Below are 14,235 nucleotides of genomic sequence, written 5' to 3' on the forward strand. Positions count from 1 at the left end.
CAGGTACGCGCGGTGCACGCGAACGTATTCGGGCAGGCGGGTGAGCCGGTCGACGTGCGCGAGCGGCCGAAGCGTCCTGCGCACCCGGGCCATCGGCGTCAGCGCCGCGGCCGCGACCGCGACCGCCCGGCAGAGCAGCCCGGCGTCGAGCACCGGCCACCCCTTCAGTTCCCCGCCGAGATCCGCTCCCCCGCCCCGAGCCACAACACCGGCACCGTCGCGGGGTTTGGCACCGGGTTTCCGTCGAGGGCGACGACGCCGAACGTGTGTCCGGGCAGGGCCAGGCTGCGGGTCTCGGTGGCGCTGCCGTTGAGCACATGCAGCAGCACCCGCTGCCCGGTCTGGACACGGATCGGGTCGCCATGGCCCAGCATCCGTCCGTTGACGGCGAACGCGCCGTAGCCGACCTCGAACCCGCGCGGGTCGGCCCGGGCGAGCGAGGCGTTCATCGACGACTCGCCCCGCTCCTTGAGGTCGGCGTCCTGTTCGCCGGCGAGGAAGTCGCTCGCCATGTCGCCGCCCCGGCTGAACGTGGGCTCGAATTCCTTGAGCGTCAGGAAGATTTCCTGGTCGTAGGTTCCCGGGTTCTCCTTCGGCTCGATGTAGACGGGGCCGACCAGGCCGCTGTACTGACCGCGGGCCAGGTCGTCGCGCGGCACCACATGGGTGTGATAGAAGCGGAAGCCGGCCGGGCCGGGGACGAACGAGATGCGCCGGGAGCCGCGTGCGGGGATGTACGGCGTCCCCTCCTCCGCCGCGCCGTCGACGTCCGTGCCGACATGCTGGCCGTGCCAGTGCAGTTGCTCGGGCGAGTCGGTGTCGTTGACGATGTCCACCCACGCCCGTTGCCCCTCCTTGAAACGCACCAGGGGCCCGGGGAATTGGCCGTTGTAGGTCAGGGTCGACACCACCTGATCGGGGGCCAGCTCCACCATTCCGGTCCCGATGCGCAGCGTGTAATCGACCTTTCCGTTCGGGGGGCCGGGCGGGGCGGCGGGCGAGCACCCGGAGGCGGCGGCGACGCCGGCGCCCGCGGACACCAGTCCCTTCAGGAAGTCGCGCCGGTCGATCGACACGATCATCGTCCCCCGAGCGCGGGCAGCAGGAACTCGATGCGCTCATCCAATTCATTTGCAATGGAGCGGAATTCGCGGTAGGTGCCGCGGGCGGCAGCCGGGTCGGGCAGGCTCCAGTGCGTCGTCGTCACCGGCCCGTGCTCGCGGGTGTACTCGCGGACCTTGTCGCACAGGGTGATCACGTGGTCGAACCGGCGCCGCCCGACCGCGGCCAGGGACTGCGGCCGTCTTCCGGACAGGTCGATGCCGTACATCTCGCGCATGACCCGCACCGCGTTGCGGTGGATTTCGGGTTTGGGGTGGCTGCCGGCGCTGCAGGCGCGGACGCGCCCGCCACCCTTGTGCGACAGCAGCGCCTCGGCAATCGGGGAGCGCGCGCTGTTGCCGGTGCACAGAAACAGCACCGACCCGGAGGGCATGGCTTCGGGCGCCGGCGCAAGTGCGGGGTGCAGGGCGCCGGCCGCCTCGGCGAAGGCGTGGCCACAGTGGCGCAGGTCCAGACGGTAATACGTGTCGCGCCCGTCGAACGCGCTGCGCCGCCCACCGACGAGGCCGGCCGACCGCAGCAGGCGCAGGTGATACGAGACGAGGTTCTGCGGCTCGTCAACGGCCGCAGCCAGTTCCCGCACCCGGCGGTCGCCGCCCGCGAGCTCGCTCAGCAGCGCCCAGCGCAGCGGGTGCGCCGCCATGCGCATCAGCGCCGGGACCTCCACCCGATCGGTTGCGGTCACCTGTGCGACAATACATCAAATTGTTTTGATACGTTCAACTGCGACCGAGGAGCCGGAGTGCCCGACCGCAAGCGCCCGAACACCGTGCCCGGCCACGGCGAACTCCGGCGCAGCCTCGGCCTGTTCGACGCGGTGATGATCGGTCTGGGGTCGATGATCGGCGCCGGCATCTTCGCCGCCCTCGGTCCCGCGGCCCACGCCGCCGGTTCGGGGTTGTTGCTCGGGTTGGCGCTGGCGGCGGTGGTGGCGTACTGCAACGGCACCTCGTCGGCGCGGCTGGCAGCGCGCTATCCCGCCTCGGGCGGGACGTACGTGTGCGGCCGCGAGCGGCTCGGCGACTTCTGGGGTTACCTGGCCGGCTGGGGGTTCGTCGTCGGCAAGACCGCCTCGTGCGCGGCGATGGCCCTGACCGTCGGCGCCTACGCCGCGCCGACGTATGCCCACCCGGTGGCGGTCGCCGCCGTGGTGGCGCTGACCGCGGTCAATTACACCGGGGTGCAGAAGTCGGCCTGGCTGACGCGGGTCATCGTCGCCCTTGTGCTCGCGGTGCTGGCGGCCGTGGTGGTCGCCGTCTTCTCGTCCGCGCCGCCGACCGCCGACAACCTTCGGTTCACGGGGGCCCCGGTCTGGGGCGTCGTTCAGGCGGCGGGCCTGCTGTTCTTCGCCTTCGCCGGGTACGCGCGCATCGCCACCCTCGGGGAGGAGGTGCGCGACCCGGCGCGCACCATCCCGCGGGCGATCCCCCTGGCGCTCGGCATCACCCTGGCCGTCTATGCGCTGGTCGCCGTCGCCGCCCTCACCGCACTGGGCCCGCACCGGCTGGCCACGGCCACCGCGCCGCTCGCCGACGCGGTGCGGGCGGCCGGGCAGGGCTGGCTCGTCCCGGTCGTGCAGGTGGGCGCGGTGGTCGCCGCGCTGGGTTCGCTGCTCGCGCTGATCCTGGGCGTGTCGCGCACCACGCTGGCCATGGCCAGGGACGGTCACCTCCCCCACCCGCTGTCTGCCGTGCATCCGCGAACCCGGGTGCCGCACCGCGCCGAACTGGTCATCGGTGCCGTGGTCGCGGTGCTGGCCGCCACCGTCGACCTGCGCGGCGCGATCGGTTTCTCGTCGTTCGCGGTGCTGATCTACTACGCGGTGGCCAACGCCTCCGCCTTCACCCTCAAGGCCGACGAGGGCCGCCCACACTGGGCGATCCCGGTGCTCGGGCTCATCGGATGCGTGGTGCTGGCGTTCGCGATGCCGCTGTCCTCGGTGATCTCCGGAGTGGCGGTCCTGGGCATCGGGGCCGCGGCCTACGCGGTCCGGCGCGTCGTCCGGTGACCACATTCGCGTGCACTTTGATTCGATGTGTGTTTATATAGACGAATGTCGAATCAAACGCCGGGATGCTGCCCCACGCTGCGGGCGGGCGCACTGGATGCGGCACAGGCGGCGGAGCTGTCGGCGATGTTCAAGGCCCTCGGCGACCCGGTGCGGTTGCGCCTGCTCAGCCTGATCGCGAGCCACCCCGGCGGTGAGGCGTGCGTGTGCGAGATCTCGGCGACGTTCGACGTCTCCCAGCCGACGATCTCCCACCACCTCAAGGCGCTTCGCTCCGCGGGACTGCTGGACTGCGAACGCCGCGGAACATGGGTGTACTACTGGGTCATTCCCGATGCGCTGCAACGGCTTTCGTCGGTGCTCCACGCCGACGACCACGTACCCGCCACGGCCGCGGGATGCGGGCCGTGACCGACGTGGCGACCGCGGCAACCCCGCGGATCCGGCTGTCGACGCTCGACCGCTTCCTGCCCGTGTGGATCGGGTTGGCGATGGCCGCCGGTCTGGTGCTCGGGCGGCTGTTCGCGGGCCTCGGACCGGCCCTGGGCCGCGTCGAGATCGACGGCATCTCGCTGCCCATCGCCGTCGGCCTGCTGGTGATGATGTATCCGGTGTTAGCCAAGGTGCGCTACGACCGGCTCGCCGAGGTCACCGCCGACCGCAGGCTCATGACGGCATCGCTGATCCTGAACTGGATCGTCGGACCGGCGGTGATGTTCGCCCTGGCGTGGCTGCTGCTCGCCGACCTGCCCGAGTACCGCACCGGCCTGATCATCGTCGGCCTGGCCCGCTGCATCGCGATGGTCATCATCTGGAACGACCTCGCCCGCGGGGACAGGGAAGCGGCCGCCGTCCTGGTGGCGCTGAACTCGCTGTTCCAGGTGGCCATGTTCGCCGCGCTGGGGTGGTTCTACCTCGCGGTGCTGCCCGGTTGGCTCGGACTGCCGCAAAGCGGCATCGACGTCTCCCCCTGGCAGATCGCCAAGTCGGTGCTCATCTTCCTGGGCATTCCCCTGGTGGCCGGGTACCTGTCGCGCCGACTGGGCGAAAAGACAAGGGGCCGAGAGGCTTACGAGACGAAGTTCCTGCCGCTCATCGGGCCCTGGGCGCTCTACGGCCTGCTCTTCACGATCGTGATCCTGTTCGCCCTGCAGGGCCACCACATCGCCTCCCGCCCGTGGGACGTCGCGCGCATCGCGGTGCCGCTGCTCTGCTACTTTGCGATCATGTGGGCCGGCGGCTACGCGCTCGGCCTCGTGCTGCGGCTCGGCTACGCCCGCACGACGACCCTGGCGTTCACCGCCGCGGGCAACAACTTCGAACTCGCCATCGCGGTGGCCATCGCGACCTACGGCGCCGGCTCGGGACAGGCCATGGCCGGCGTCGTCGGGCCGCTGATCGAGGTGCCCGTTCTCGTGGCGCTGGTCTACGTCTCCCTGGCGCTGCGCGCCCGCCTCTTCGACCCGTCGGCGCCCGACTGATGGCCGGCAAGCCCAGCGTCCTGTTCGTCTGCGTCCACAACGCCGGCCGCTCACAGATGGCCGCCGCGCTGCTGACCCGTCTGGCCGGGGAGCGCGTCGAGGTGCTCAGCGCCGGAACCGAACCCGCGGACCGGATCAATCCCGCCGCCGTCACCGCGATGGCCGAGCTCGGCATCGACCTCACCTCAGCCACGCCCAAGCTCCTCACCGCCGACGCTGTGCGGCGAACCGACGTGGTGATCACCATGGGCTGCGGCGACACCTGCCCGTACTTCCCGGGCGTCTCCTATCGCGACTGGCCGCTGCCCGACCCCGCCGGCCGGCCGCTGGAAGAGGTCCGCGCCATTCGCGACCAGATCGCCGAGCGCGTCCGAGCCCTGGTCGCCGAGCTGCTGCCGGCCCCCATCGACAACTGACCCGCACCAAGAAAGGAAACCACCATGTCGCGCGTGCAACTGGCCCTCAACGTCGACGACCTCGACGAGGCAATCGCGTTCTACACCAAGCTATTCGACACCGAACCCGCCAAGGTCAAACCCGGCTACGCGAACTTCGCGATCGCCGAGCCGCCACTGAAGCTGGTCCTCATCGAAAATCCCGGGCAAGGCGGCAGCCTCAACCATCTCGGCGTCGAGGTCGATTCCAGCGAGACCGTGCACGCGGAGATCGACCGCCTCGGCGAGGCGGGATTGCTGCCCGACGAGCAGATCAACACCACCTGTTGCTTCGCGGTGCAGGACAAGGTCTGGGTGAACGGGCCCGCCGGGGAGCGCTGGGAGGTGTACACCGTCTTGGCCGACTCCGACACCTTCGGGCCCACCGTCGACCGACCGGACGAAAGCTGTTGCACCGTTTGAGCCGGGATACGATTCCCCATCCACCCGAACGGGAAGGCTGAGGGGATGGCGGAACCGGGAAGCGAACCTTTCGAGAAGCTGGTCGCGCTGCTCGACTATCCCATGTTCGTCGTCACCACCCTGGCCGACGGCGTCGCGGCCGGGTGCCTCGTCGGCTTCGCCAGCCAGACCAGCATCAACCCACCCCGCTTCCTGGTGGGCCTGTCCAAGCGCAACCACACCTTCCGGGTGGCCGCCACCGCCACGCACCTCGCCGTCCACGTGTTCGACCGCCGGCACCTCGGCGTCGTGGAACTCTTCGGCGGCCAGACGAGCGACAAGGTGGACAAGTTCGCGCGCTGCTCATGGCACGACGGCCCGCACGGCGTGCCGATCCTCGACGACGCGGCCGCCTGGTTCGTCGGCGCGATCGTGCAGCGGTTCACCCTGGGGGACCATGTCGGCCACCTGCTCGAACCGATCGACGGGCGGCCGCCGCAGGAACTGCAGGAGTGGGTGTCGTTCGGCGACGTCCACCACCTGGAGCCGGGTCACGAGGCCTGAGCGTGAACGGTCCCAGGGTGGGCGTCGTCGGCGGCATCGCCGATCTCGCGCCGTACTACGACGATCCGCCCGACGGGGTTCGGGTCAACATGATCTTCAGCGCCGACGGCGCTGCCGCATTCGGCGGGCGCGCCGGGCCGCTGTCGAACCCCACCGACCAGGAACTGCTGCGGACGCTGCGCGGCTACGCCGACGTGGTGCTCGTGGGCGCCGGCACCGCGCGCGCCGAGAATTACGGGCCGGTGCGGCTGACCCCGCAGCGACGGGCGCGGCGGCGCGCCGAAGGAAGGACCACGTCGCCGCCGATCGCCGTCATCAGCCGGACCGGAGAGCTGCCCGCCCGCCTGTTCGGCGACCCCGACCAGCCCCCGATCGTGGTGACCTGCGCCCGGGCGCGGGGCGCCCATGCGCCCGACGACCGGCGCCGGGTCGTCCTGGCGGGCGAGGAGTCCGTCGACGTGGCGAGGGCTGTGACCTTGCTGCGCGAGGCGGGCATGCCCCGCGTCCTGTGCGAGGGTGGCCCCACCGTCCTCGACGCCCTGGTGGAGGCCGACGCCGTCGCCGAGATCTGCGTGACGCTGGCGCCCAAACTCGCCGCGAGTCAGCCCGTCGGACACCGGTCCCTTCCGTCGGGGCTGCCCGCGCCTCACACGATGCGGTTGGACCACGCGTTGGTGCACGGCGATTACGTCTTTGTGAAATATCGGCGCTGACCCCGCTCGGCATGCACCGATTCCCATCGGTTCCTATGATGAAAGTTCGGGGACTGCTGATCGATTTGCCTGCGCGACATTGACTTCAGTGCCTCCCTCGCGGACACAGGAGGGCCATCGGGCAGGTGGGCGAATCACACGACGAGGACGAATTCCGCAACCTGGCGGTCAACCGGCTGCGGCCCGGCGAGTTGCAGTGGGCGCTGAACAACGATGCGGTGCACGGGATCGCATACGCCTTCAAGAACCCTGTCGCCGTGGCCGATTCGCTCGACGACCCGCACGACGACAGGAAGACCTACCTCATCCGCGTCAGGCGTGACGACCTCGCCTCGGCGCTCGGCAAGATCAACGATTGGATCGTGAAGAACCCCGGCTCGGCCGGCATGCAGGCCTACGGCTTCGTGCGGGCCCTCTCCCGGGAGGGGCTCAGCGAACGCAAGACCGGTGACGAGGAACGTCACTAGCGGGTGTTTCTCCCCCACCGCCGGATTGCTGGCTTTCACCATTCGTCGTGCCTGCCCCGCAGGTGAACCATTAGCCTTATGCCTGGCATGCCACCGCTTTCGGCGGGGTGAGGAGTCGGGCGATGGGTGAAACGACCGCGGGTTCGCGGGAGGGCTCGCAGTTCGGGCCCTACCTGCTGCGGCGTCTGGTGGGTCGCGGCGGGATGGGCGACGTCTACGAGGCCGAGGACACGGTGCGTGAGCGGATCGTGGCGCTCAAGCTGATGTCCCAGACGCTGTCCAACGACCCGGTGTTCCGCTCGAGGATGCAGCGCGAGGCCCGCACGGCCGGGCGCCTGCAGGAGCCGCACGTCGTCCCCATCCACGACTACGGCGAGATCGACGGCCAGCTGTACGTCGACATGCGCCTCATCGACGGCAAGGACCTGGCCACCATGCTGAACCGGTACGGGCCGTTGTCGCCGCCGCGGGCGGTGGCGATCGTGCGCCAGATCGGGTCGGCCCTCGACGCGGCCCACGCCGCCGGGGTGCTGCACCGGGACGTCAAGCCGGAGAACATCCTGGTGAGCCGCGACGACTTCGCCTACCTGGTGGACTTCGGGATCGCCAGCGCCACCGCGGACGAGAAGCTGACGCAGTTCGGCACCACCGTGGGCACCGTCAAGTACATGGCCCCGGAACGGTTCAGCGACGCCGAGGTCACGCCCCGGGCCGACATCTACGCACTAGCGTGCGTCCTCTACGAGTGCCTGACGGGATCCCCGCCCTACACCGGCGACCAGATCAGCGTGATGGGCGCGCACCTGAACCAGGCGATCCCCCGGCCCAGCGCGGCCCGGCCGTCCATCCCGGCCGCCTTTGACCGCGTCATCGCCCGCGGGATGGCCAAGGATCCCGCCGACCGCTACGCCACCTGCGGTGACCTGTCGGCGGCCGCCTACGAGGCCCTGGCAACACCGGATCAGGACCGCGCCACCGACATCCTGCAGCGCAGCCAGGTCGCGAGCCTGCCGACCGCGTACGCGGGGCAGCCCAGCGGTTTCGCGTCCGCGCCGGCCGCGTTCGCGACCCCGGCCCCTCCGGCGAGCCAGGGCTGGTCGACGCCGTCGGCTCCGGGCATGCCGGCCGGTTCCGGCATCCAGCAGCCGACGGGATGGAGCGGCGGTCATCCCGGGTGGGGCGGCGGGGACGCCGGCACCGCCGGGCCGCCGCTGTGGGGCCCGCCGCCGCGCCGCCGGCGTAACCCCTGGCTGTGGGTCGGGGTGGGCGCCACCGCGGTGGTGGCCGTCGTCGGGCTGGTGCTGGCCCTCGTGCGGCCGTGGGAGTCGCCGTCGCCCGAGGCGCCGCCGGCGCCGGCCCCGCCACCCCCGGACGCGGTCGCGCTGCGCGTCCTCGATGACGGCGTCTACATCGGCAGCTCGGCGGCGTCGACGACCATCGACATCTTCAACGAGCCCATCTGCCCGCCGTGCGGCGCCTTCATCCGGTCGAACTCCGCCGACATCGACACCGCGATCAACAACAAGAAACTCGCGGTGCGCTACCACCTGCTGAACTTCCTCGACGACCGGTCGCACAGCAAGACGTACTCGACGCGCGCGGTGGCGGCCACGTATTGCGTTGCGGCACAGAATGATCCGAAGCTGTATTCCAGTTTCTACGCCGGCCTGTTCGCCAGCACGTTCCAGCCTCAGGAGGGTGCGGCCGAGGACCGCACCGACGGCGAGCTGGCGCAGCTGGCCAAGACCGTCGGCGCCGGATCGACCGTGATCACCTGCATCAAGTCCGGCGACGACGTCGGCACCGCCAAGGCCAAGGCCGCGAACGGGTACGCGTCGCTGGCCGGGCTCAATGCGAATGCGACGCCGTTCGTGTGGGACGGCACGTCTGCGGTGAACTACCAGGACGCGACCTGGCTCACCAAGCTGATCGGCTGAGCCACCATGGGCTCGTGGCGATCGCGAGCGCGGCGTAGCCGGGCGATGCGGGTCGCCACCATGGGCCTCGTGGCGATCGCGAGCGCGGCGTAGCCGGGCGATGCGGGTCGCCACCACGGGCCTCGCGGCGATCGCGAGCGCGGCGTAGCCGGGCGATGCGGGTCGCCACCATGGGCCTAGTCGCCGAGACGGGTGAACGCGATGTCGACGTCGGTGCTCTTGCCGCACGGCGAGGGCGGGCCCGAGATGTCTTCGTGGCCGTGCGCGGTGATCTGCGTGACGGGGTCCTGCGGCGGCTGCGGAAGCGGGAACTGCGCGGTGATGTGCACGTGAGAGGTGACCCCGCCCCGGGGGCAGCGCGAGTCGAACTCGCGGTCGTAGACCCAGTGGCCGTCGCCGAAGACCAGCGCCATGGCGGTCGCCGGCGGCTTGTGGAACAGGCTGATGCAGCGGTCGCCGGCGCGCGTGCAGTCGGTGTGGACGACGAACTCGTTGGCCTCGCGGTAGCCGTTGGGCTGTGACCCGGTTTCCCGGTAGTGGCCGCGCAGCCCCTCGGCCGGTGACACGACGCGGGGCGGGAGGGTCGCCGGGTCGGCGAGGCTGTTGAGGTCGACGTCGGAGAGCCGGGTGAAGGTGACCGCGCGCTTGTTGGCGCACCCCCGCGTCTGGGTTTGGGCGGATTCGCCGGCGAAGCTGCCGTCGGGACGGGCCTGCAGCGTGATGACCTCGAAGACCTCGCCCTCCAGGTTGTTGCAGCTGCCCGAGCTGAGGCTGACGGCCTGCCAGGTGTCGCCGAGCTGGTCGAAGACCACGGTGGGCACCTGCATGGTCTCGCCCGTCAGGCGCGACGCCGTCGCGACGCAGCCCGAGGCGCCGCAGACCGACCGCACGCCCCACGTCTCGCCGGTCGGCGGCAGACCCGGGGCCGGCTGGCCCTCCACGCTGGTGACCCGCCCGAAGTCGGCCTTGTAGACGCCCGTGAAGGGACCGGTGTTGGGCGGCGGGGGTTTCGGCGTCGCCGAGGCGGTGGGCTTCGCGGTGGTGGCCGGGGCGTGGTGGCCGGTGAGCTCGAGCCCGGCGACCACGCCGCCCGCGGCCAGCGCCGCGGCGGCCGCCAGCGCGCCGATCAGGACCGCCCGCCTCGGGCGCTTGCCGCCTTCCGTGGGCAGCGCGACCGTGGGTGCGACCGCGCCGAACCCGGGGCGCGTTTCCTCGGTGTCCGGCCGGCCTGGAAGCTCGCCGGCGTACGCGGGGGCGGCGGGCGAGCCGAGCTGGGCCGCGAACTCCCCGCAGCTGCCGAACCGCCCGGAGGGATCTTTGGCCATCGCGGTCGCGAAGACGGGCTCGAGCGTCGCCAGGTCGGCGCGGCGCGCGCCGATCGAGGGCGGCGGGGCGTTGACGTGCTGGCTGATGACCACCGCCGGGTTGGAGTCGACATACGGCTGCGCCCCCGTCAGGAGATGAAATGCCGTGCATGCCAACGCATACTGGTCGGCGCGTCCGTCGACGGGCTCACCCTTCAACTGTTCGGGGGCGGCGTAGGCGGCGGTGCCGACCGTCATGTTGGTCTCGGTGAGCCCGGTGGCGTCGTCGATGCGACGGGCGATGCCGAAGTCCGCCAAAAAGACTCGGCGCGCCTGCCCGTCGGGATCGGTCAGCAGAATGTTGGCCGGCTTGACGTCGCGATGCAGCAGGCCGCGGTGGTGCGCGTAGTCGAGCGCCGAGGCGACGGCGGCGACGATGGGCACCACCTCGTCGAGCGGCATCCCGTTCGGGTAGTGCTCACGCAGCAACCGCCCGACGTCGGTGCCGGCGACGTAGTCCATCGAGATCCACAGGTGGCCTTCGCATTCCCCGCGATCGTGGACCCGCACGATGTGCGGGTGCGACAACCCGGCCACCAGGTCGGCCTCGCGCAGGAACCGGGCGCGGAACTCGGGATCGGTGGTGAGGTCCGCGGGCAGCACCTTGAGCGCGTCTTCGCGCGGCAGCCGCGGGTGCGCCGCCAGGTACACCTGGCCCATGCCGCCCGAGCCGAGCACGCGCACGATGCGGTACCCGGCGAACACCTGGCCCACGTCGAGCGGCATGGCCGAATCGTAGATCTTGTCGGGCGAGATTTCGGGCACCTCGAGTTCCTTTCCGCGGGACCGCGGCGGAACTTGAAGGCGCCGGGTCGCTACCCCTCCCCCGGTAGGTTGCGACCCTGCGCTTGCCACATCTTGGCGGACTTCTTGCGGAATTCTTGCGGCTCGGAGAGGGTGAGCGCGCGACGGGCGGTCGAGTGTGAAACCCCGGCGTCGAGTGTGCGCCTACGGCGCCAAATCAGCGGAAAATCCCACCGAGTGTTCACGTTCGACGCCCTGTGTTCACAGTCAATGACGGTGCGGTTCTACAGGATGTAGAGCATCTCCTGGTAGGTCGGCAGCGGCCAGAGATCATCGGCGACAACGCTTTCCAACATGTCGGCTGCGGAGCGCACCGCGTCCATCGCGGGCAGCAACGCCTGCTGGGCGTGCTTGGCCTCGTCGAGCGCCGACGCGGCGGAGTGATCGGACAGCGCCGACTTCAGCGCCGCGAGCGCCGCGGTCAGATCGGCCAGCGGCGCCGAAACCGCCTCCAGCGCAGTCGTATCCGGATTCAGGCCGGCCGCCTTGCACGCCGCCACATTCTGCGCGAGCTCGGTCTGGTAGCGGATCGCGGCCGGCAGGATGACCGTCGTCCCGAGCTCGTGCGTCAGCTTCGCCTCGACCCCGATGGTCAGCGCGTACTGCTCGAGACGGACCTCGTATCGGCTGTGCAGCTCGCGCTCGCTGAACACCCCGTATTTCGAGAAGACGTCCACCGATTCGGGCTTGATGAGCTCCGGGATGGCGTCCAGCGTCGTCTTGAGGTTCGGCAGGCCCCGCTCGGCGGCCTCGATCTGCCAGTTCTCCGAGTAGCCGTCGCCGTTGAACACCACGGCACCGTGTTCGGTGATGACGTCGGTGAGCAGCTTCTGCACGGCCGCGTCGAAGTCCTCGCCGTCCTCGACCGCCTTCTCCAGGACGGTGGCCAGGTAGTCCAAGGAGTCCGCCATGATCGTGTTGAGCACGATCATCGGCACCGCGACGGTCTGCCCGGAGCCCGGAGCGCGGAACTCGAACCTGTTGCCGGTGAACGCGAACGGGCTGGTGCGGTTGCGGTCGCCCGGGTCGGTGGGCAGCGGCGGCAGGGTGTCCACACCGATCATCATGGTGCCCTTGCCCTTTGACGACGTGGCCGCGCCCTTGGCGATCTGCTCGAACACGTCGGCCAGCTGCTCGCCGAGGAAGATCGAGATGATCGCCGGCGGCGCCTCGTTGGCGCCGAGCCGGTGGTCGTTGGTCGCCGACGCCACCGAGACGCGAAGCAGCCCGGCGAATTTGTGCACGGCGCGGATCACCGCCGCGCAGAACACCAGGAATTGGGCGTTCTCGTGCGGGGTGTCACCCGGCACCAGCAGCGAGCCCAGTTCCGCGTTGCCCACGGAGAAGTTGACGTGCTTGCCCGACCCGTTCACCCCGGCGAACGGCTTCTCGTGGAAGAGGCATTCCATGCCGTGCTTTTTGGCCAGCGTCTTGAACACGGTCATCAGCAGCTGCTGGTGGTCGGAGGCGATGTTGGCGCGCTCGAACATCGGCGCCACCTCGAACTGGCCGGGGGCCACCTCGTTGTGCCGGGTCTTGGCGGGGATGCCGAGTTTGAACAGCTCACGCTCGGCGTCCATCATGAACCCGAGGACCCGCTCGGGCACCGACCCGAAGTAGTGGTCGTCGAATTCCTGGCCCTTGGGCGGCTTGGCGCCGAACAGCGTGCGGCCGGCGTTCACCAGATCCGGGCGGGCCAGGAAGAAGTGCCGATCGACGAGGAAGTACTCCTGCTCGGGCCCGCAGAAAGAGACGACCTTCTCGGGCTCTTTGTGCCCGAACAGCTTCAGGATGCGCTCGGCGTGGATGCCCATGGCCTGCTGACTGCGCAGCAGCGGCGTCTTGTAGTCGAGCGCCTCACCGGTCATCGACACGAAGATCGTCGGGACGCACAGGGTGTTGCCGTTCGGGTTTTCCAGCACGTACGCCGGGCTGGTGACGTCCCAGCCCGTGTAGCCGCGGGCCTCGAAGGTGCTGCGCAGGCCGCCCGACGGGAAGCTCGAGGCGTCCGGCTCGCCCTGGATCAAGGTCTTGCCCGCGAACTCGGCCAGCGTCTGACCGTCGGAGACCGGCTCCAGGAAGCTGTCGTGCTTCTCGGCGGTGAGGCCGGTCATCGGGTAGAAGACGTGGGCGTAGTGGGTGGCGCCCTTCTCCAGCGCCCAGTCCTTCATGGCCGCGGCGACGGAGTCGGCGACGGCCGGATCGAGCTTGCTGCCCTTCTCGATCGTGGCCACGACGGACTTGTACACCGACTTGGGCAGGCGGGCCTGCATCTCGGCCTTGGTGAAGACGTTGGAGCCGAAAATCTTGCCCGGCGTCTCGCCGGCGACGAAGCTGACGGCCGGCGGGACGTATGCCTCGACGTTGTTGATTGCCTGAAGGCGCACTGCATTGCCGCTCAATGGGGTTCCTATCTCTGATGGACCGCCCCACCGTAGAAAGCTTCGATGGCAGATTTGTTACACCGGTGTCAAAGATAGGCTCGCGTCGGTTGCGGGCATGATGCGCGGCGGCCGCGCCCACCGCCCGAAAAGCTTTTCAAAAAAGTGTCCGAATTCGGTGCGCCGCCCGCTCCTACCTACGAGAGCGACCCACTCCGGGGTCGCGCCCCCGAGGAGGAGCACCGATGAATCGACAGGACGACCCCGACAAGACGACCTACGTGCCGCGCGGCGACGACTCCACGATCGCGCAGGCGTGGGCGTCCAGTCCGCTCGGCGAACCGGCCCAGTTGGACGCTTCTCCCCCACATCGCAACCCGACCGGCACGCGCAGGCGCATTCCCGCGGAGGTGCTGGCCGCGGCAGTGGCCGGCGCCGTCGGCCTTGTCGGCGCGGTCGGCATGATCTTCTCCGGCGACTCCGGCCAGCCCCACCCGGTCAGCGTGACGCCGGCACCGGCCGTGCCCGCCGACGCTGGCAATAAGTGTGCGCGTGCAC

General features: G+C 70.2%; 11 protein-coding genes and 2 pseudogenes. 9 read left to right on the forward strand and 4 right to left on the reverse strand.

Going from position 1 to position 14,235, the window contains the following annotated elements; all coding sequences use genetic code 11:
* Positions 1-173: 173 nt before the first annotated feature.
* Both GPY60_RS24900 and GPY60_RS24905 read right to left on the reverse strand, forming a co-directional pair.
* Positions 174-1,082, reverse strand: a pseudogene (locus GPY60_RS24900) (multicopper oxidase domain-containing protein); the annotation flags it as partial.
* Positions 1,079-1,807, reverse strand: a complete 729-nt coding sequence (locus GPY60_RS24905) for an arsenate reductase/protein-tyrosine-phosphatase family protein (RefSeq protein ID WP_231639824.1) — start codon at positions 1,805-1,807, stop codon at positions 1,079-1,081. The gene GPY60_RS24905 and the pseudogene GPY60_RS24900, both read right to left, overlap by 4 nt.
* Before the next feature lie 84 nt (positions 1,808-1,891).
* Here GPY60_RS24905 and GPY60_RS24910 point away from each other — a divergent pair, with 84 nt between their 5' ends.
* From GPY60_RS24910 to GPY60_RS24950, 8 genes and pseudogenes are all read left to right on the forward strand, one after another.
* The gene (locus GPY60_RS24910) at positions 1,892-3,130 is read left to right on the forward strand and encodes an APC family permease (RefSeq protein ID WP_255457279.1); all 1,239 of its coding nucleotides are present in this window, start codon (positions 1,892-1,894) and stop codon (positions 3,128-3,130) included.
* Between the two features lie 45 nt (positions 3,131-3,175).
* A complete protein-coding gene (locus GPY60_RS24915) occupies positions 3,176-3,541 on the forward strand; it encodes an ArsR/SmtB family transcription factor (protein WP_156690366.1) in 366 nt (121 codons plus the stop codon).
* Positions 3,529-5,027: pseudogene (gene arsB, locus GPY60_RS24920) on the forward strand (ACR3 family arsenite efflux transporter). Before GPY60_RS24915 ends, arsB begins: the two are co-directional and overlap by 13 nt.
* Before the next feature lie 24 nt (positions 5,028-5,051).
* Positions 5,052-5,468, forward strand: a complete 417-nt coding sequence (locus GPY60_RS24930) for an ArsI/CadI family heavy metal resistance metalloenzyme (RefSeq protein ID WP_156690369.1) — start codon at positions 5,052-5,054, stop codon at positions 5,466-5,468.
* A 45-nt stretch (positions 5,469-5,513) separates the two neighbouring features.
* On the forward strand, positions 5,514-6,011 hold the full coding sequence (locus GPY60_RS24935) for a flavin reductase family protein (RefSeq protein ID WP_156690370.1): 498 nt from the start codon (positions 5,514-5,516) through the stop codon (positions 6,009-6,011).
* 2 nt (positions 6,012-6,013) lie between these two features.
* Positions 6,014-6,724 (forward strand): pyrimidine reductase family protein, encoded by a 711-nt coding sequence (locus GPY60_RS24940; RefSeq protein ID WP_197283824.1) that lies wholly within the window; start codon positions 6,014-6,016, stop codon positions 6,722-6,724.
* Positions 6,725-6,849: 125 nt separating this feature from the next.
* Positions 6,850-7,191, forward strand: coding sequence for a hypothetical protein (locus GPY60_RS24945; RefSeq protein ID WP_156690372.1), 342 nt, complete (start codon positions 6,850-6,852; stop codon positions 7,189-7,191).
* A gap of 122 nt (positions 7,192-7,313) precedes the next feature.
* A complete protein-coding gene (locus GPY60_RS24950; protein ID WP_156690373.1) occupies positions 7,314-9,128 on the forward strand; it encodes a serine/threonine protein kinase PknE in 1,815 nt (604 codons plus the stop codon).
* Positions 9,129-9,304: 176 nt separating this feature from the next.
* On the opposite strand, the gene GPY60_RS27610 is transcribed toward GPY60_RS24950, so the two are convergent.
* Entirely contained in the window at positions 9,305-11,257 is a 1,953-nt protein-coding gene (locus GPY60_RS27610; protein ID WP_304610749.1) for a serine/threonine-protein kinase, read from the reverse strand.
* 263 nt (positions 11,258-11,520) lie between these two features.
* Entirely contained in the window at positions 11,521-13,698 is a 2,178-nt protein-coding gene (locus GPY60_RS24960) for a glutamine synthetase III family protein (protein WP_156690374.1), read from the reverse strand.
* A gap of 224 nt (positions 13,699-13,922) precedes the next feature.
* Between GPY60_RS24960 and GPY60_RS24965 the strand changes: the two genes are divergently transcribed.
* Positions 13,923-14,235 (forward strand): hypothetical protein (locus GPY60_RS24965; RefSeq protein WP_156690375.1); only part of this gene is annotated, 313 nt, incomplete at its 3' end.

This window comes from Mycobacterium sp. Marseille-P9652, from assembly GCF_902652685.1.
In the GTDB taxonomy this organism is placed as follows: domain Bacteria; phylum Actinomycetota; class Actinomycetes; order Mycobacteriales; family Mycobacteriaceae; genus Mycobacterium.